At 33.6% G+C, this 20,255-nt stretch carries 19 protein-coding genes; 5 read left to right on the plus strand and 14 right to left on the minus strand.

All coding sequences use genetic code 11. From position 1 onward, the window contains the following. The 7 genes from H9636_RS07455 to H9636_RS07485 all read right to left on the minus strand — a co-directional run bounded on the left by H9636_RS07455 (position 1) and on the right by H9636_RS07485 (position 8,084). Positions 1-1,479, minus strand: coding sequence for a PH domain-containing protein (locus H9636_RS07455; RefSeq protein ID WP_318241007.1), 1,479 nt, complete (start codon positions 1,477-1,479; stop codon positions 1-3). Then, positions 1,469-1,948, minus strand: a complete 480-nt coding sequence (locus tag H9636_RS07460; RefSeq protein WP_191706994.1) for a PH domain-containing protein — start codon at positions 1,946-1,948, stop codon at positions 1,469-1,471. Before H9636_RS07460 ends, H9636_RS07455 begins: the two co-directional genes overlap by 11 nt. Positions 1,949-2,057: 109 nt before the next feature. Then, positions 2,058-3,563 (minus strand): DEAD/DEAH box helicase, encoded by a 1,506-nt coding sequence (locus tag H9636_RS07465; RefSeq protein ID WP_191706995.1) that lies wholly within the window; start codon positions 3,561-3,563, stop codon positions 2,058-2,060. 353 nt (positions 3,564-3,916) lie between these two features. Beyond that, positions 3,917-4,612, minus strand: a complete 696-nt coding sequence (locus tag H9636_RS07470) for an alpha/beta hydrolase (RefSeq protein ID WP_191706996.1) — start codon at positions 4,610-4,612, stop codon at positions 3,917-3,919. 104 nt (positions 4,613-4,716) lie between these two features. After that, complete coding sequence (locus H9636_RS07475; RefSeq protein WP_191706997.1) at positions 4,717-6,081, minus strand: UDP-N-acetylmuramoyl-tripeptide--D-alanyl-D-alanine ligase; 1,365 nt, start codon at positions 6,079-6,081, stop codon at positions 4,717-4,719. Positions 6,082-6,092: 11 nt separating this feature from the next. Then, positions 6,093-7,166 (minus strand): D-alanine--D-alanine ligase, encoded by a 1,074-nt coding sequence (locus H9636_RS07480; RefSeq protein ID WP_191706998.1) that lies wholly within the window; start codon positions 7,164-7,166, stop codon positions 6,093-6,095. A gap of 168 nt (positions 7,167-7,334) precedes the next feature. After that, complete coding sequence (locus H9636_RS07485) at positions 7,335-8,084, minus strand: hypothetical protein (protein WP_191706999.1); 750 nt, start codon at positions 8,082-8,084, stop codon at positions 7,335-7,337. A 195-nt stretch (positions 8,085-8,279) separates the two neighbouring features. Between H9636_RS07485 and H9636_RS07490 the strand changes: the two genes are divergently transcribed. Beyond that, complete coding sequence (locus H9636_RS07490) at positions 8,280-9,470, plus strand: FtsW/RodA/SpoVE family cell cycle protein (protein WP_191707000.1); 1,191 nt, start codon at positions 8,280-8,282, stop codon at positions 9,468-9,470. 64 nt (positions 9,471-9,534) lie between these two features. Here the strand turns inward: H9636_RS07490 and H9636_RS19250 are convergent, their stop codons facing one another. Continuing rightward, positions 9,535-9,666 (minus strand): Lmo0850 family protein, encoded by a 132-nt coding sequence (locus tag H9636_RS19250; protein ID WP_263604146.1) that lies wholly within the window; start codon positions 9,664-9,666, stop codon positions 9,535-9,537. Between the two features lie 459 nt (positions 9,667-10,125). On the opposite strand from H9636_RS19250, the gene H9636_RS07495 reads away from it, so the two are divergent. Both H9636_RS07495 and cls read left to right on the plus strand, forming a co-directional pair. After that, positions 10,126-10,917 carry a YwqG family protein gene (locus H9636_RS07495; protein WP_191707001.1) on the plus strand — a complete coding sequence of 264 codons (792 nt, stop codon included), beginning with the start codon at positions 10,126-10,128 and terminating at the stop codon, positions 10,915-10,917. Between the two features lie 77 nt (positions 10,918-10,994). Continuing rightward, positions 10,995-12,449 (plus strand): cardiolipin synthase, encoded by a 1,455-nt coding sequence (cls, locus tag H9636_RS07500; RefSeq protein ID WP_191707002.1) that lies wholly within the window; start codon positions 10,995-10,997, stop codon positions 12,447-12,449. 28 nt (positions 12,450-12,477) lie between these two features. On the opposite strand, the gene H9636_RS07505 is transcribed toward cls, so the two are convergent. The 3 genes from H9636_RS07505 to H9636_RS07515 form a co-directional block, all read right to left on the minus strand. Beyond that, the gene (locus H9636_RS07505) at positions 12,478-13,308 is read right to left on the minus strand and encodes a M15 family metallopeptidase (RefSeq protein WP_191707003.1); all 831 of its coding nucleotides are present in this window, start codon (positions 13,306-13,308) and stop codon (positions 12,478-12,480) included. A gap of 180 nt (positions 13,309-13,488) precedes the next feature. Further along, positions 13,489-14,241, minus strand: a complete 753-nt coding sequence (gene yidC / locus H9636_RS07510; protein ID WP_191707004.1) for a membrane protein insertase YidC — start codon at positions 14,239-14,241, stop codon at positions 13,489-13,491. A 140-nt stretch (positions 14,242-14,381) separates the two neighbouring features. Next, positions 14,382-15,176 carry a helix-turn-helix transcriptional regulator gene (locus tag H9636_RS07515; RefSeq protein ID WP_191707005.1) on the minus strand — a complete coding sequence of 265 codons (795 nt, stop codon included), beginning with the start codon at positions 15,174-15,176 and terminating at the stop codon, positions 14,382-14,384. A gap of 501 nt (positions 15,177-15,677) precedes the next feature. Here H9636_RS07515 and H9636_RS07520 point away from each other — a divergent pair. Together H9636_RS07520 and H9636_RS07525 are read left to right on the plus strand one after the other, a co-directional pair. Then, a complete protein-coding gene (locus H9636_RS07520; RefSeq protein WP_191707006.1) occupies positions 15,678-16,328 on the plus strand; it encodes a LytTR family DNA-binding domain-containing protein in 651 nt (216 codons plus the stop codon). 293 nt (positions 16,329-16,621) lie between these two features. Then, positions 16,622-18,142: a succinate CoA transferase gene (locus H9636_RS07525; protein WP_191707007.1), complete on the plus strand. Its 1,521-nt coding sequence runs from the start codon at positions 16,622-16,624 to the stop codon at positions 18,140-18,142. A gap of 71 nt (positions 18,143-18,213) precedes the next feature. Here the strand turns inward: H9636_RS07525 and H9636_RS07530 are convergent, their stop codons facing one another. The 3 genes from H9636_RS07530 to H9636_RS07540 all read right to left on the minus strand — a co-directional run bounded on the left by H9636_RS07530 (position 18,214) and on the right by H9636_RS07540 (position 20,223). After that, positions 18,214-18,519 carry a hypothetical protein gene (locus H9636_RS07530; RefSeq protein ID WP_191707008.1) on the minus strand — a complete coding sequence of 102 codons (306 nt, stop codon included), beginning with the start codon at positions 18,517-18,519 and terminating at the stop codon, positions 18,214-18,216. Between the two features lie 417 nt (positions 18,520-18,936). After that, positions 18,937-19,218: a GNAT family N-acetyltransferase gene (locus H9636_RS07535; protein ID WP_191707009.1), complete on the minus strand. Its 282-nt coding sequence runs from the start codon at positions 19,216-19,218 to the stop codon at positions 18,937-18,939. A gap of 90 nt (positions 19,219-19,308) precedes the next feature. Continuing rightward, a complete protein-coding gene (locus tag H9636_RS07540) occupies positions 19,309-20,223 on the minus strand; it encodes a DUF1002 domain-containing protein (RefSeq protein ID WP_191707010.1) in 915 nt (304 codons plus the stop codon). Between the last annotated feature and the right edge of the window lie 32 nt (positions 20,224-20,255).

A 20,255-nucleotide genomic window follows, 5' to 3' on the forward strand; every position in this document is an offset into this window, starting at 1 on the left:
TTACTTTTCAAACCATTCCATTACTTCTTCGACATCTTCTATTTTTAAATTTCTCGCCCGAGCAGTCGCCCCCAGCATTCCAGACATAACTGTAGCTTCAAACGTGGCGATATTTCGTCGTTTTTGAAAATAACTTTGTTTACTTTCCAAAGCTTGAATTCGTTTTTTTTCTACAACAAAGGTTACACGGCTCAACATACGATAGACAATTGTCAATTGTTGTCCATTCATTGCAAACCCTGTTGTACGATATTGCCATAACCCAATCAAGATGGCAGGGATGACGATTAAAAAGGACAACAGTCCGTATGGATACCAAAAGTACGAGCAAATTGCCACTAACGGAATAAGCCATAAAAAGTCAATTCGATAAAAGAAAGGTTTTGCTATCTTTGGTGGTTTTGTTAATGTCTGCTCCCATTCAAAATGGGGAAATAAATTTTGAAGTGGTTGGAATAATTCTTTTTTCGAAATAAGCGGAAACAAAGTGATTTTTTGATCCTTATCCCCAAATCCCCCACTTGCACTTTCAACGGTAACCGCTGCATAGCCGAACCATTGTCTTAATGGATTTTCCACTATTTTAATAGCTTGTATACGATTTAAAGGAATCGTTACCCTTTTCTTTTCTAATAAACCTCTTGTAATGATCAATCGGTCATTTTCTTCTACTACCGTAAAGTCATAATAGTTAAGGAATGTAATTAATACGGATACAAGCCAAGTTAATAAAAGAGCACCTATAACGGATAAGGCTACAATAACAAAGCTAAATTTAATAAGGGCAGAAACTTCTTCGAATAATTTTTCATATGGGATTAAGTCCCCTAATTGGGATAACAAAGCGACGATCCCCGCGAGTACTACACCAATACTATTCGAAGTTGTCGCTAGTATTATTAAATCCTTAGTGTTCATTTTGTGAATCACTTTTCCATTTTGGATAGTGGGTTCTTCTAAAACGGTATTTTCATTTATTTCAAGATGTTCAGTTTCCTGTTGTTTAACCTTACGTGTTATATCCTCAATATCATTAGCAGCCTCTCTTGTAATAGCTGTTAATACGACTTCAGGTTTACCGTTCGTATTACCCGCCGTTTCGACCATTACTTGGACAAGGCCAAAAATCCGATGAAAAATTCCTTCTTTATAGTTAAAGCTTTGAATTCGATCAAAAGGAATATACCGCTTTTTCTTTATAAAAAGACCATATTCTACACGCAACTCATCTTCTTCAAACCAATAAACAAACGTCCACCATTTAACGATTCCAGAAAATAAGTAAACAATCGAAATTAAACTAAGTATTGCTAAAGGGAAAATATTCGACCAAAATCCTTCTTCAAGCGGATTCAAGGAAAAGTTTAAACCATTTGCAACAACAAGAATGATAAATGGGAAGATCAATTCCTTTAACCCTTTAACAAAGTTAATAATAGCCGCGACTGGATGAAGTTTGTAACGTTTTTCAGACATCATCTTCAGCCACCCTTGCTAAAATGGAAATACGTGCTCGTAAATCATCCGCCTCTTTTGTAATGAGCATCGGAATGATATGGGTTGTGGCTGCCGTTGAAATAGAAATATTCGCTAAATCGTATTTCTTTAATATAGGACCTTGTGTCGTATCAACATGTTGAACTCTTACCATCGGTATTAAAGTTCTCTTTACGACAAATAATCCACTTTGAATCTCAATTTCATTTTCCCGAACTTCATAGCGCCAATGATCCCAACGAATTTTAGGGAAAAGCCAAATAGATGTAATGGCGACGATGATAACGACAGCTACTGCTATGTAGTAAATAATTGATAACCATTCAAATTTATACGTTAGAAAACTTACTACACCTGCTAAAACGGCTATAAAAAGTGTATTAAAAAGACCATATAAGCGCCAAACGGTTAATCCTTTCTTAGGTATTTGAAACATCAATTGATTTCGCATATAAAACATCCACCTCATCTCTCTTCCATTTTATACGGATGAATAAGAAAATTGTTTCAATATATAAAAAAAGTGCCCTAAATATGCTAGGGCACTTTTATAGAAAATATTAGTCTTCTCTACGACGTGGTGAACGGCGACGTTCTCCACCTTCACGACGACCGCCTTCGCGACGACCATCTTTACGACCACCTTCACGGCGACCACCTGTGCGGCTACCACCACGACCGTAATCACGACGACCACGTGAATCTCCACTACGGCCACCGCGACCACCAGAAGAAGTTTTACGCATTGGTAATGGACGTTCTTCAGTAATCGTTACTGGTGTATCATCAGGTTCTTTTGTCATATATTTAATCGCAGCTGCAACTATATCGACTGCATCATGATCATCTAACAGTTGATTAGCTAAAATACGGTAATCACCTAGGTCATTTGCTTGTACAATTTCAATTAGATTTTCCATTGCAACTTGTTGTTGGCCAACTAAAGCTTCTGATTCAGTTGGTGGGCGAAGAGGTGTCATACGTTTTTTCGTTGTTTCCTCAACAATACGTAAGTAACCCATTTCCCGTGGCGTTACAAAAGTAACAGCTAAACCAGATTTACCCGCACGGCCAGTACGTCCGATACGGTGAACGTAACTTTCTGGATCTTGTGGGATATCAAAGTTATATACATGGGTTACACCAGAAATATCAAGACCACGAGCAGCAACGTCTGTTGCAACTAAAATGTCAATTTTATTTTCTTTAAATTGACGCAACACTGACATACGTTTTGCTTGGCTTAAATCACCGTGAATTCCTTCTGCTAAATATCCACGAATACTTAAAGCTTGGGCTAATTCGTCAACACGGCGTTTTGTACGTCCGAACACGATAGCAAGTTCCGGTTGATGAACATTGATTAAACGAGTTAAAATATCGAATTTTTCACGTTCTTGTGATTTAACGAAATATTGGTCGATATTTTCAACTGTCATTTCTTTTGATTTAATTTTTACTTCTTCAGGGTTTTTCATGAAGTTCGTTGCAATTTTACGAATTGCAGGCGGCATTGTAGCCGAGAATAATAATGTTTGGCGTTCTTCAGGAACGTTTTCTAAAATTGCATTAATATCATCAATGAATCCCATATTTAACATTTCATCCGCTTCATCTAATACAAGCGTTTGAACACTGTCTAGTTTTAAAGTACGACGATTAATATGGTCAATAATACGACCAGGAGTACCAACAATAATTTGTGGCTTATTTTTTAACGCACGAATTTGGCGTCCGATATCTTGACCACCGTAAACTGATAATAGTTTTACACGTTTGTCATAACCGATTTTGTAAAGCTCTTCAGAAACTTGGATTGCTAATTCGCGAGTAGGAGCGATGATTAATGCTTGAATTGATGGATTTTTAGGGTCAATTCGTTCAATTAGTGGAATACCAAAAGCTGCAGTTTTACCTGTACCTGTTTGCGCTTGGCCAATAATATCTCGGCCTTCCATTGCAAACCTAACTGTACCTTCTTGGATTGGTGTGGCTTCTTCAAATCCCATACGTTTTAATGAACGTAATGTCGATTCGCTAATATTTAATTCTGAAAAATTTGTCAAACTCTTCAATCTCCTTTTTTCCTTTAAGTTGACAAATGGTTACATTTTCAGATGAAATGTCGGCAAACTAAGGGCCTAAGTTTGGAACGTTTCCGATACTTAATAATTCTCTGCTTGCGTTCAGAGAGCGATTTTATATGAAAAGGAAAGCCCGGTCTTTGCCGAGCGGTTCAATTCTATACATTTTTGTTCTTTCATAATCAATAGAATAAAACCGTTAAATTCAAAAAAAAGCACTCTTCATCAGAAATTTGTGAAGAGCCTTCGCACAAAATGTATCCATTGCTTCATTTAGTCTATCATGGCTCATCACTGCAATGCAACGATATTGTTCTAGTTGTAATATTCTTAATTTATACTTTTTCCTGTAAAAAATTAATCACTTTAGGAAACCATAAGTCACAATCCTCACTGTAGCAAATGTGATGCTTCCCTTTTGGTGAAAAATAAATCTGTTTTTCCTTTGAAGGAAGTTGATCATATAAAAGTTGTGCAGTTACATAAGGGACGATACCGTCTAATTGACCTTGAACAATAAAGGTCGGAACTTCGATTTTATTCATGTATAACTTTACTTCACGAACAATTTTCATAAATTGAACAGTTGCACTAACAGGTACATTTTTTATTTTGCTCTTATATCGATTAAATAATTCGTTGTCTTTTAATTGCCCATACATTGCCTCCCTTGCCATTAACCGCATATCCGCCATAAGCTGACTATGGGCAATATATTTTGCAGCAGCACTTAATAAAACGAGTTTTTTCACTTTATATCTCGTCGCTAAATAAAGGGCAATCATACCACCCATTGAAAACCCAACAATAATAATTTCATCTACCTTTTTCGCTAATTGACGATAAGCTATTTCAGCATCCATTAGCCAATGTTCGGCTTTATAACCTTTTAACGAAAGTTGATCACCATGACCGATAAAAGTTGGTTTTTCGATTATCCAATTCGTATGGTTTTCTATATATTTTGCAAAGGGCTCAATTTCGTAGGGTCCACCTGAAAAGCCATGTAACATTAGAACACCGATTTTCATTTATAGTCCTCCAACTATCATAAATCTACATACATTGACAATACTAAAAAAGATGTCATTAAACCATTAAATGGCTTAATAGACATCTTTTAAAGATTAAATCACTAAAATGATTTTAAAATCGTCTCTAATTTCATTCCACGGGAACCTTTTAACAAAATTAATGATTGATCATCCGCATATTGATTTATAAATTGGACAATTTGTTCGTAATCTTCGTTCGTATAAAGTAAATTCGTTTCAGCAAATTTATCTTTTAATTGTTCATAAAGCCACTTCATCCGCGGACCAAATAAACAAACTCTTGAAATTTTTGATTCATCGATTACCGATGCAATCTGCTCATGGAACTGTTTTTCATTCTCTCCTAATTCCAGCATATCACCTAAAACTAGCCACTTATCTTCTCTTAAAGAAGTAGTTTGAACAAATTGAATAGCCGCTGTCATAGAAGTTGGCGCCGCATTATAAGCATCATTAATAAATAGTATCCCTTTTTCCGTTGGGACTAGTTGCATCCGCATGTCTGTTAAAGTGACTTGTGCCAATCCTTGACGAATTTGTTCTTCAAGAAGCCCAATCGATTTTCCTACAAGCATCGCATTTAATGTATTTTTCACTTGATGTTTACCTAGTACTGGAATGAAAAATTCACCGTTCAACTCTCCACTTACAGTAAAACGACTTCCTTTTTCCGTAGTTTCAATGGATGTGGCAACTAAATCATTTGTTCCTTGAAAACCAAACGATTTAGATTGTAAATTCGTCTCTTTACCTACTAAATGTTGAAGTAAAGGTTCATCCCCATCATAAAATAAAATGCCCTCTTGGTTTAATCCTTGGATAATTTCGAATTTCGCTTTCGCAATCCCTTCACGAGAACCTAGGTCTTGCATATGGGCTTCACCAATATTCGTAATAATAGCATAATGAGGTTTTGCCAGCTTCGTTAAAAATTCAATCTCACCGAATCCGCTCATCCCCATTTCTAGAACGGCGATTTCAGTATCTTCATCCAAATTTAAAAGAGTAATTGGTAATCCTAATTGATTATTAAAATTACCTAGCGTTTTTTGAACTTTATAAAAGGGTGTTAACATACTTGCTAAAATATCTTTAGAAGAAGTTTTTCCGTTTGACCCTGTAACGCCAATAAACTTCGCCTTATGTTGATTTCGGTATGCTCGTGCCATTTGTTGTAAAGCAACTTCTGCATCATCTACAAACAAAATCGGTTTATCTTTGGGAGGATTCGGTTCATCTTTTAACCATAAAGATGCAGCAGCTCCTTTTTCAAAAGCTTGCTCGACAAATTTATGCCCATTAACCGATTCACCACGAAACGGGATAAATAAATCCCCTTGCGAAATGGTACGTGTGTCAATTGAAACACCTGTCACTACTGTATCAATAAAATCTTTAGAATCAATTGATAACCAATTGGCAATCTCTTTTATCGTTCTTTTCATTTTTTATCACTCTAATCTCGATTGTATTGTAATTGTTGTTTTTCTGTATAACGTTCAATTCCTAGCTCGATTAACGTATCGATTAATTGAGGATAACTTACCCCTGTATGTTGCCATAGAAGCGGGTACATACTGACAGGAGTAAAGCCAGGCATTGTATTGATTTCATTTATATATACTTCATCATTATCTGTAACGAAGAAATCAGAACGTACTAGTCCTGAACAATCTAAAATTTTAAAAGCATCAATTGCCATTTTTCTCATCTTCTCTTCAACAGCTGAAGATATTTTGGCAGGAATAATTAATTCCGTTGAATCATCTTTATATTTAGAGTCATAGTCGTAGAACTCCGTTACTGGCTTGATTTCACCAGGAACCGATACTTTCGGGTCGTTATGGCCTAACACACCCATTTCAACTTCACGTGCTTCAATACCTTGCTCCACAATTATTTTACGGTCATATTGAAGCGCAAACTCAATCGCTTTAATTAATTGTTCTCCATTTGATGCTTTACTAATCCCTACACTTGAACCTAAATTGGCAGGTTTTACAAACATTGGCCATGTTAATGCATTTTCGCATTTTTCTATAATTGCCTTTTGATTGTCCTCCCACTCTTTACGGATAAAATAAACATACGGAACTTGTTTTAAGCCAGCTACACTAAATAATTGTTTCATCACTACTTTATCCATACCTGCTGCAGAAGCTAAAACACCATTCCCTACATAAGGAAAATTCAATACTTCTAATAAACCTTGTACTGTACCATCTTCCCCATTTGTTCCGTGTAATAATGGAAAAATTACGTCAAATTGAGCTTGCATATTTTTATCTAAAATAAATTCGGCAATATTATTTGGCGAATTTTCTTCACGTGTAAATTGTAATTGTTCGACTGATTCAACCGGTTTTGTTAACTGAGGTCCTCTTAGCCACTGTCCATCTAAGGTAATAAAAATCGGATGAACTTCATATTTCCCATAATCAATCGCCTTTGAAACTGCTGTTGCTGTTAATAAAGACACTTCATGCTCAGCAGACTTCCCTCCATATAATAAACCAACGCGCTTTTTCATTTTTTGACCTCCAAATATTGAGTAGTTCTAGTTTACCATGAAATTTGATGAACAAAATAAATTTCTCGATTCACTTCAAACTACTTCATTTTATCAATTTTATATTACAGCTCTTTCACAAATAAGTTAAAAAAACTCCCTGTCAAAAAAGGTGCTATGACAGAAAGTTTAAGTGATTTTAATTAGTTCATCGTAGTTTTGTTTTAATATTACGTGCAAATCATCCCATACTTCATCTGGGTAATCATAGTCAGAAAGAGTACGTATTTCTATACCGTAGCTGTTATTTGGTTTTTCCATTTTATAAAGTGAAAGCAAAGCTCCCTCTTTTGCAAAAGGGCGATAAGCCTTTAAAACGACCGGATCAAGTGCCGGAATGGCATCTTTTGATTTTCGTCTCCAAAAACTTCCATTAATCTCTTTTTCTTTGATTAACTGATTAAATAAATTGGAAACGAGAAATTCTGAGTCATTTAAATAACGGAAATAAACTTTCGTTAATTTATCATTTTCAGATGAATAATACACGTACCGATTTTGCAATTTCGAAAAGAATGCCGAATGAATAGGTTCTTTCTTATGACTTATATAAAGTAGTTCAGCTTGTTCAGTCGGGGTAAGTTGGTTTAACCCCTTTTCATTTGCAAAGTCAACCCAACATAAATCTAAATTACTATCCGCCGATTTCTTAACAAAATCATTTAAATCTTCTAAAGAAACAAAATCAAATTGTGTATGCATGTTGAATGAGCCGTCTTCGTAACTATGTTTTAATAATAGTAAATTTGGAATTGGATCGACCGCGTTTACAAACTGCTTTAATGATAAACCACTGTATATTACAAAATGATCGACATCATTCATATGTATAAATAAATGGTGAATAAAGTCTTCAGCAGTCTTTTGTTTTTTTGCCATACGATCACTCTCCCAATAATTCGCTCAATAGCTATTATATGATGTAATCTTTAAATTTGAAACATTTTCATCCCTTTTTCGTCACAACTTTAGATATAATAGGAAGTCCCTTTTTAATCATTTATATGTTAAAGTAAAATAAGCAAGTGCTAAAAGGGTTTTATGAATAATCTTAAGATTAATTAGGTGGAGAAAATGGAAAATAATCGAAATTTTGCAGGCCGATTCGATTGGAAGCTTGCTTTTATAATTTTTACTTTTTTAATTATCAGTTTGTTAGCCATTTCATCTGCTCAAACTACAGGTCAATATGGTGCGGTAAACTTTGTAATTAAACAGCTACAATGGTATGTGATCGGAGCATGTATTGTAGCATTTGTTATGTATTTTGAACCTGATCAATATAAAAAGATGTCTTGGTACTTATATGGATTTGGTATATTTCTTTTGCTCGTACTCGTCTTTTTACCGGATGGCCCTGGTCAAATTGCTGAAAAAATAAATGGGGCAAAGAGTTGGTACCACTTACCAATTGGTAATATTCAACCGTCCGAGTTTATGAAGACATTTTATATATTAGCTATGGCTAAATTAATTAGCCATCACCATGAAAAGTATTCAATGAAAACGATTAAAACGGATTTCATATTGTTAGGGAAAATTGCTATTACTTTATTTATTCCGTTAGCTTTCATTATGACGCAACCAGATTTAGGTTCTTCCCTCGTATTTTTAGCGATAACAGCTGCGTTAATTATCGTTGCTGGTATTTCATGGAAAATTATTTTACCAGTTTTTGTAGCGGGCGTTTCTGTCGGAGGAGCTTTACTATGGATGGCTCTTTATATGCAAGATTTCCTTGAGGACAAATTCGGATTACAACCTTATCAATTCGCTCGTATTTACTCTTGGTTAGATCCATACTCTTATTCTTCGGATTCTGGTTACCATCTCATTACTTCATTAAATGCAATTGGTTCTGGGGAAATTTTCGGTAAAGGCTATATGGACCGAGAAGTGTATGTTGCTGAAAGCCATACTGACTTCATTTTTACTGTTATAGGGGAAGAATGGGGATTCATTGGTTCAAGCTTTGTTATTTGTTTATATTTCTTATTAATTTATCATTTAACAAAAACAACGTTAACATTAAAAGACCCATTTTGTACTTATGTTTGTGCAGGGATCATTGCTATGATTACTTTCCATGTATTCGAAAATATCGGCATGACGATCCAACTTTTACCGATTACAGGTATTCCACTACCATTCTTAAGCTACGGAGGTAGTTCGTTAATGGGGAATGCCCTCGCCATTGGTTTAGTATTTAGTATGAAATTCCATTACCGAACATACATGTTTGCTGGCAATGATGATGATGAATAATAAACAAAAATTCCCGACTTAATTATAGTCGGGAATTTTTGTTTTATACTAGTTTAAATAATTTTTATACTTGTGGGGATTGAGTTGGTGGTGTTAATACTTTAAGTAATTCAAGACGCGACTTTGTAACTGTTGCAGTAACACCTAATTTAGATAAATTCGATACGATTTTCTTTAAGTCTACTTCCTTTGTCATACTTTTTTCCACCTAACCTTCCAGTTATATTATCATTAACGTTCTAACTGTAAAAAAGTTTCAACTTACTAAAAGGTCTAACTTCTTCATTTATGTCCATCATAACACGTTTCTTCATAAATAAATTTTTCAATTTTGTTACAACTTGTAAATTGTCAACTAAATTGCCTTATTAATTTATTCCAATTTTGATACTTTTTATTTTATTTCTTAATGTTAATTTAACCAAATAATCCTTATTTTAAACAAATCCACTTTAAAGAATATGTAATTTTATACAATAGAATATTTTGTTGAAGAAAACCTTTTCATTTAGGCATATTTCAAAAAAATAATACGTATATTACTATGCGCATTGTTTTCTTAATATTATTTAAAAAATTGATGTTTAATTTAAGAAAAGATGTGAAAAATGTTTTTATACTAAGATATAAGTACGTACATTTTTGGAGGATTAAAGTGGCAACTCGAACTTTTATAAAATTACCATATCAATTAGAGCGTTTTCGAGATCAAATTGAACCCTCTGCAATGGATGCCACCCTTCTTACTCCTATACATTCCAACCCTTCATTAACTAAAAGTAAATTGGCAGGATACCCCTATTTGCCAAAAACATATACCCATCCTAAGGATTCCAACGGAGATTATATGTTGTTATTAGCCCAAATTAATTTTTCAGAATTACCACCCCTTCCCTTTTTTCCAAAGTTTGGTTTACTACAATTCTATATTTCTAAAAAATTATGTTATGGGAATGAGAGGAAAATTGAACTTCTTTTTCAACAAGATTTTAAAGTTCGCTACTTTCCAACTCTCCTTACTGACCCAAACTTAGAAAAAGATTTTACTTATTTACGTTTCATAAAGCACTTTCCAATTCAACAAGAAATGGGATTATCATATAAAAATGTAGTCGAACCTGTATCTGCTACTGATTACCGACGCGAAAACTATTTTCAGTTACCTGAACCATTCGAAATGGATGAACTTCCTTTAGAAGAAATTTATTTGAAAGAGTTTTTAGCTGCAGAACATAAAATTGGAGGCTATCCGTACTTTATTGAATCCGATACGAGAAAAGGGTCGGCTTTACTAGAAAAATTCGATACACTATTACTTCAAATTGTTTCTAATGACGAAGACGGAATTATGATTGGCGACACAGGAGTCATAAAATTTTTTATTAACCATAAAAAGTTACAAAATTTTGACTTTTCTTCCATCTATTTTGTAATGGAGCAATATTAACAATATTTCATTTGTTACAATTCGATAGATAATTAAGTTATAATTACTGTGACTAAATATAAAGTAGGTGCAGTCATATGAGTATTTTTTTTAATACCATAACTGTTATTCCGATTATTCTTATTTTAAATATTGTCTTGGCAATCACAGTTATCTTTTTAGAACGAAGAGACCCAACTTCTACTTGGGCTTGGATTCTTGTATTATTTTTCCTTCCTTTAGTTGGGTTTATTTTGTATTTATCTCTTGGAAGACAAATGCGCAAAAAACATTTATTTCGATGGGAAGGACAAAAAGATATTGGAATCGATAAGTTAATTACCTATCAAATAGAGGCTCTTGAAGAAAACACATTAGACTTTCATTCCGAAGAAGTCGGTAAACATAAAAGTTTAATTCATATGAATTTAAAAACGAGTGATTCGGTGTTAACACAAGATAATCATATTGAAATTTTTGATGATGGTGAAAAAAAGTTCGAAGCTTTAATCGAAGATATTTTAAATGCGAAAGATCATATCCATATTCAATATTACATTTTTAAACTTGATCATCTTGGAAATCGTATTATTACCGCCTTAAAAAAGAAAGCACAACAAGGTATTAAAGTACGAATTCTTTATGATGAAATGGGCTCACGTGGGGTTAAAAAACGACATTTCAAAGAGTTATTCGAATTAGGCGGAGAAGTAGAAGTGTTTTTCCCTTCTATTCTCCCTCTCATTAATCCTAGACTCAATTTTCGTAATCACCGAAAAATCGTGATTATTGATGGACGGGTCGGTTATATAGGCGGTTTTAATGTAGGCGATGAATATTTAGGGTTAAATAAAAAATTTGGCTACTGGCGTGATACTCATTTACGAATTGAAGGGAGTTCCGTCCATCCATTACAAACTCGTTTTTTACTTGATTGGAACCAAGCAAGTCATAATAACATTGTCTATTCTGAAAGGTATTTCCCTGCTATTCCGAAAAAAGGCGATGTTGCCATGCAAATTGTATCCAGTGGTCCAGATACAGAATGGCCAGCAATTAAAAATGGATATTTGAAAATGTTGATGAGTGCTAAACGGTATATTTATATACAAACACCTTACTTTATACCTGATAATAGTTTCCTAAATGCAATTGAAATTGCTGCATTATCCGGAATTGATGTAAGAATTATGATTCCAAACAAACCTGATCATATGTTTGTGTATTGGGCTACTTATTCTTATGTCGGAAAACTATTACGTGCTGGGGCAAAGGTCTTTATTTATGAAAAAGGGTTTATCCATGCCAAAATGATTGTGATTGACGATGAAATCTCTACCGTTGGAACTGCAAATATTGATGTTCGTAGTTTCAGTCTAAATTTTGAAGTAAATGCATTTATTTATAATCGCCCCATTTCTCACGAAATCGCTGAGATTTTCGAGAAAGATATATTGGATTGCACAGAACTAACAATAGAAAAATATGAAAATCGGTCTAATATTATTAAATTTAAAGAATCCATTTCTCGATTACTTTCACCAATACTATAAAAGGATGACGCATAAGCGTCATCCTTTTTTATTGGATACCTAAGTATTCTTCTAAAGTTAAATTAGATTCTTTCACTTTTGTTGCTAAGTCTACACCTAAATAACGGAAATGCCACGATTCGTACATATAACCCGTAATTGCTTCTTTTCCTTTCGGATAACGTAATATAAATCCGTATTTATCAGCATTTTCTACTAACCATTTACCCGCTTCTGATTCACCAAATTCAGCAGTTAGCCATAGATCTTCTTTCCCTTTTTCACCGATATCAAAAGCTAAACCTGTTTGATGCTCAGAATATCCAGGTCTCGCACTGTAACGATCTGCATTTTCTTTTCCATCACGATTTACATAATTATTGTATAGCGTATCCTGGTATTCATATGAACGATATGTACTAAATGCGGTGATATCAAAACCAGCTTTTTTAGCATCGGCTGCCATTTTTTCGAAAGCTGCTCGCGCCTCTTCACTTTCTCCAGGTGCGAAATCAGCTGGTAAAGGATATTTCTTATTGGCAATTAATACACCATCTACATAAGTAGGCTCCTTCGGTAAAGCTTGTCCTTCTATATAGCCACCATTTTCTAAAGGTTGTTCCTGCTGTTTGATCGGTTCTTCCGTTTTTTCTGTTTGTTCTGGTGGTACAACATCTTCCTCAACTGGTTGTTCAGGTTGCTCCGTCTTTTCTTTAACTACATCCGTTGTGTTTGGCTTCGTTTCTATCGCTTGTGGATACTGTTTTAAGAATAGGATTGCACCAACTACTACAATAATAGCAATGGCAGTGCTAACACCTATCCAAATATATTTCTTCTTATCGTTTTTCTTTTTGTTTACATAAATTGAACGCTTCATTTTCGGTTTGCCTCTTTCCTATACAATGCTTTTATTTTAGCACTGTTCATGCATTTTGACTTTACAATTTATCTAGTTCTTTATGACGTTTTTTATTAAGAAAAGAAACATGAAATTCCCTATTTTTTTTATTGTCATAATAAAAAACCGAGGATAAACTCCTCGGTTTTAACTTGACATTTATTTAGCTGGATGTTCCGAATAAAATTTTCTGCCGATATACGTTTGAATAATTAAAATTAACCCGCTGACTGACCAATATAAAGGTAATGCAGCCATTGAAGAGAATGAAATAAATACAATCATAATCGGAGAAATATAAATCATTAATTTCATTTGGGCTTTTTGTGATTCAGGAACAGTCCATAGGGATACTTTCGCTTGGATAAAGTAAACGATACCCGCAATCGCAGTCATTAAAATATCCGGTGATCCTAAACTAAACCATAAGAATTCATGAGCTTTCACATCTTGAGAATAAAGAATTGCGAAATATAATCCAGTAATGATTGGCATTTGAATGATAATTGGCAAACATCCCATATTTAATGGGTTAATACCATTTTCACGATACAATGTTAACATCTCTTGCTGTATAGCCATTTGTTCTTCTTTTGTTTGAGCTGCTTTTAATCTTTCTTGGATCTCTTCCATTTTCGGTTTAACGACATCCATTTTAGATTTCATTTTTGATTGTTGACGATAGTTTCTTAACATGAAAGGCATTAAAATTAATCGAATGACGATTGTAATTGCAATAATTGCCAAACCGTAGCTACCATTAAATAAATCATTACCTAAAAACTCTAGTAACCAATTCATCGGTCTAACAAAAGTGCTATAAAAGAAGCCTTCCTGATTTTCAACCGCTTGGCACCCTGTCAGCACAAATAACAAAAGGCCTAGCATTGAAATAAGTTTCAATTTTTTCATTTTTCCACCTACTATTAAGTTTAGCTAATTTGAAGTATACCGTATTAAGAATATGAATATCAAATTACAGCTCGTATTATTCAATTCCATAAAATTGAAATACAGTTGGCAATATCATTGCCAACTGTATCAAGTTGATTTTATACTTTTTCCAGCTCTGCTTCTGGTATTTCAAAACGATAAAACTCATGATGTAATTCATCGCGAAAATGCTTCGGCGTAACACCAGTATACTTTTTAAAAATTCTTGTAAAATAACTTTGGTTACAAAAATGGAATTGCTCCGAAATAGAAGTGATACTCTTATTAGTATGTCGTAAATAATATTGGGACTCTTCTACTCTTCTTACATTTAAATATTCAACTAAAGTTATCCCTACATGTTCTCTAAAAATACGCGACAAATGACTCGTACTAATATGGAATTTTTGTGCGATGCTTTCCACCGTTAAATCATTTTCAAGTTCATCGTTTATGTACATAATGACTTTATTAACTGTTTGATGTCGGAATGTAGGCTGTTTACGATCTGCAATAAAATGAACATAAAAATCAATTAAATCATCTGCAAACTGCAGAAATTCAGCATCTTTCATTTTATTTTCAATCATATCTGCGCAAGCTAAATTAAAGGCAAAGGCTTTTCTCGAAGGAACTTGGTTATCCAGTAATTTACGTGCGACAATTGATGATAGAACGATAAAATAACTTCTGACAATTTTAATTACTTGTCTACCAAATCGAATTGATAATATATCAATCATTTCGTGTAAAGATTTTTTTGCTTTTGCCGACTCTAAGTGAAAGACTTCAAATAACAGCTTAGATTCAATATTAAAGAAATCCTCAATCCCGTTATATTGATTTATACTGTCAATTTCTTGAAAGTACCGTTTAGAAATTGTTTCAGTTATTGAATGTTGGTGTAGCTGCATAGAATACCCCATCTTTCTTCAGAATGCAAATGCATAATTAATTTCCAATTATTAATATCATCATAAAAGTAAAAAATAAAATTTATATCCTCAAAATAGAATATAAAATGATTAATACTTTTTCCTATGAAATGATATCATGTTACTTATTGAGTAGATTATGCTATAAATTTCATTTATATTATAAGATAAATGAGAATAAAGAATTAAATATGTTTAACTAAAGTGAATATTACCATAATTTCATATTTTTTCAACTCAATTTTTTGTTAAAAACTAGTAATGGAATGTTGTTCAGAAGAAATACTATCGTTAATTTCTTATTGAATTATATGTTTTTTATTCTAAAAAATAAAAAACGAGGCAAAATAACAATGTGTTTTTCTAAGTTGCTGAAAAATCCTTATTTATTCCACAATCTTCTCTATTTCAATTATTTAAATATGTAGTAAAATATATGTTATATTATAGAAAAATGTATACAAAATGAGGTGTCAAAAAGTGGATCCAAAACAGATTGAAGAAATCATGGATATTATTAAAGATTTCTTCCCAGAAAATACGTCAATTGCAGTTTCGGATACAAATGAATATTTGTATTATCAACCTAGTAAGAAAATAGATTTAAAAATTAAGCCTGGTGACCCAGTTAAAGAAGGATCTGCCGCTCATAAAGCTCTTACATATGGCCAAAAAATTAATACTTATATCGAGCCTGATGTATTCGGAGTTCCTTATTACGGAATGAGTATTCCTTTAATTGAGGAAGGAGAAACAAAGGGTGCCATTACAGCTATCTTCCCTCAAAAGCCATCACCATTTTTAACAAACTACATTACAATTAAAATTGACGATTGTTGGTATCCAATTAAACACAACCAAGTAATTTACCTTGAAACACAATTGCGTAAAACATTTGTAAAAACAATGAACCGCGAAGGATACCACCGTTTAAATTTAAGCGATCTTGAACTTTTCCTAGCTCAAGATTCATTTATACGCTGTCATAGATCTTACATTGTAAATATTGATTTTATCGATGAAATTCAACCGGATTCCCATTCCACTTTCCTATTGATTATGAAAGATGGAACAAGAATTCCTGTAAGCCAACGATATGCAAGTTATTTCCGTCGTTCATTAGGATTTTAAGAATAAAAGTCGAATTAAAACACCCTTTGACATGCTCAAAGGGTGTTTTGTATTTTTATACAACTGAAAATTCGTCATTTTTGTCTATTAAAGCTCTTATTTTATCGAAAATTACATTTTTTTCTCTATTAATCGTTTTTTAAGCACTTTCATGCGCTTTTTGAAGAATTTGTGACATTTTGATGTTATTATTATTTATACAAATTGAGTAGTTACTCTACTAAATGTACAGAAAATTTTACATAATTTTCTTTTTTTATGACTAACATATCTATTTAGGGGAGGATTTTAATATGGATCCAAGAGTTGAGAAACGTTTAGGATTAAAACAATTAGTTAATAACGTCGTATCTGCTGAAGAAGCTGCAAAACTTATTTCTGATGGCGATGTAGTTGCAATGAGCGGTTTTACTCGTGCTGGCGATGCAAAAGTTGTACCAATGGCATTAGTAGAACGTGCTAAAAATGAAAAATTCAAAATTGACATTTACACTGGTGCATCACTTGGTCCAGAAGTAGATAAGTACTTAGCAGAAGAAGGGGTTATTCGTAAACGTGGACCTTTCATTGCTGACCCAGGTATTCGTAACAAAATTAACTCTGGTGACGTTTTATATGTAGATGCTCACCTATCTCATAATGCTGAATTAGTTCGCCAAGGCATTATTGGCCCTATTAAATATTTAATTGTGGAAGCTGCTGCCATTACTGAAGATGGATTAATTATTCCTACAACTTCTGTAGGAAACTCACCAGTTTTTGCTGAGTATGCAGAAAATATCATTGTTGAATTAAACATCTCTCACCCAGAGAGCCTTATCGGAATTCACGATATTTATGTTCCTGCACCACAAGGACAACGTGAACCAATTCCAATGACAGATGCAAAAACACGCATTGGTGAAATCGGTATCAAAGTAGATCCTGCGAAAATTAAAGCAATTGTTATTTCTGAAGAGCCAGATGCTCCTTCATTAATCGTACCACCAGACGAAGAGACTCAAACAATGGCTAACATTTTACTAGATTTCTTCCGTTCTGAAATTAAAGCTGGTCGCTTAACAAATAAATTAATGCCATTACAATCTGGTGTTGGTTCTGTAGCAAACGCAGTATTAGATGGCTTTGCAGACTCTGAGTTCGAAGACTTAGTTGTAGCATCTGAAGTACTTCAAGATGCGGTATTTAACCTAATCGATGCTGGTAAAGTAAGCTTTGCAGCTGCAACATCGATCACAATTTCTGAAGAATTACAGAAAAAAGTGTACGGCAACCTTGAAAAATATGCGGATAAATTAGTTTTACGTCCACAAGAGATTTCAAACCACCCAGAAGTAATTCGTCGTCTCGGATTAATTTCTATCAATACTGCACTAGAGTTAGATATTTACGGAAACGTAAACTCTACACATGTTAGCGGTACAAAAATGATGAACGGTATCGGTGGTTCTGGTGACTTTGCTCGTAACGCTCGTTTAGGAATTTTCGTAACGAAATCTTATGCTAAAGGCGGCGCAATTTCATCCATCGTTCCAATGGTATCTCACGTAGACCATACAGAGCATGACGTTGACGTAATCGTAACTGAACAAGGGATTGCTGACTTACGTGGTCTAGCTCCAAAAGAACGTGCAGCATTAATTATTGAAAACTGTGCACATCCAGATTTCAAAGAACAATTATGGGATTACTACAATCGCGCTGTAGAAGCTACTGGCAACGCACAAACTCCTCATATTTTAGAGGAAGCACTTTCTTGGCATGTAAATCTTGCTAAAAATAAAACAATGAAAAAAGAAACAACAAACGCTTAAATTAATTTTAAAAGGTAGTTTCACTCTCAAGTGAAGCTACCTTTTTTATTTCTAAGATAAACATTTTTAACTTACTGAATTGGTTTTTGATCATTTTCATTATAATAGGCAAGGGCTGTTTGACCTCCACCTTCTCCAATAAAGTTGTTTTCTCGTATTTTTGTCGTATTAGCACTTGCTGGAGTTTCTGCAATTTCCTTTAATGATTGGCCTGTTGCTGTATTTAGCTGTTTCGAACCTAGAAGAGAACTAGCTTGGTTTTTCAAATTATGAATGAACTTCATTGTTTTATCACGGTTTTCCTTTTTCCTTAAAAACGAAGCCGCTCCAGCCACTAATGCCGAAATAACAAAACCTTTTCCTCTTAGTTTAGCCATTTTGAATCCCTCCAGTTTTTTGTTATGTTATACTTTTCCCCAATTTTATTATTTTAAAACTATTTTTTATTGATTAAGTAAAATTCATATAAATATATGAATATTCTTGAAATCAATTGAATAATTATATATAACAAATCTATTAATCCAACCAATATATCTTGCACTATTCCATTACAACATTCCTACTTTTTAACGAAATAATCAATTTACTCTGAAATTCGATAAAAATGAATCGAGGTTAAAGGAGGAATTATGATGAATTTTCAAGATATTACCTATGACTGGAAAGAAATAAGCTCCATTTTCGTTGTATCGACAGTTTTAACGATCTTCATTTATACGTTCACCAATGTGTATTAACATAAAATAAAGGGTGTCAATCAGTTTAAAATATACTGATTGACACCCTTATCATTATGCCTTTACATCGTTATAAGTATCGCTTTTTTCAAAGGCCGATACAACATAAGAACAAATCGCATTCATTTTTAAATTGTTTTCTCTAGCATAATCAGCAGCTTTATCGAGCAATTTTTTTGCAACCCCTTGACCACGTAGCACATCGGATACGTACGTATGCTTCATATCCATAATATCTTCATGCTCCGTCCACTCTATTTCTGCTAACTTTTCCCCATTTTGTTCATATTCAAAAGCAAAATGTTTTGGACTTCTTTCTGCTAATTTAAATTCCATTTTCATCCCTCCCATTTGCTAAAAATATAACATAGTTGAAGAAATTTTGTCATTTGAACGCTTCCCTATCAACAAGTTTTCTTTAATAATTTATTTAAACCAAGAGGACACTGTATCAACTAAATTATTAAAGAAGTTTTTCACACCATCCCAAAATCCTTCATCTTGCATAATTTCTCCAAACTTTTCCTCAAACTTCGTAGTTAAATCAGATAATTGATCGGATAATTTAGAGAAGTCGATGTCTAGTTTACTAATACGATCCATTAGATCTACTAATAATTGACGATCTTGTTCACTTAATTCAATATTTAAACTCGCTAATTGGTCTTCTACAATTTTTTCTACTTCTTCTTTTGTAGCAGGGTTTAATTCAGCAATTTGTTGTTTAATCCCCGTTAATAGTTCGGCGATTTTCTCATCACTAATATTGGCATTATCTGCAATTTCTGTCGCAACTGATAACTCATCATTTGCCACATCTGTACGTTCTGTGTCTAGTGTTTCCCCTGTTTTCACTTCATATGCTTTGTAAATCCCAACTAATGCAGAATGGCCCGTTACCGGCTTTGGTGCAGCAATTTCTACTGTTGCATCTTCAATTCCCGCTGTAAGCATTGCATTGGCATACATTTCTGAAGTTACTTCTGTTATATTATCCGGTGTAACAATGCTAATAACTAACCCTTTTCCTTCCTCTTCCCGTGTAATTTTTGCAGAAGAATACATTCTAGAACTTGGGTTACTATCACTAATATATTTTACTAAGTCCTCACCAGAGACCGTTATTTCATCTACTTCGGGATCTTTATCAACCTGTAAGGCATCTTTTACTAATGTTTTTTCAGCTTCAGATAAATTTGCTCCATATACTACAATTGGTACACCTAATTTTTCGTTAATTGCATTTTGACTGTTATTTGCAGCAGCAAAAGCATTTGATGGAACAACTATCGTGACGAACAGTATGAGTACCGCTAATATAGATAACCATTTTTGTTTCAACTTTCATTTCCCCTTTCAAAACAATCATCATA

This window comes from Ureibacillus galli (assembly GCF_014836845.1).
GTDB classification, from domain to species: domain Bacteria; phylum Bacillota; class Bacilli; order Bacillales_A; family Planococcaceae; genus Ureibacillus; species Ureibacillus galli.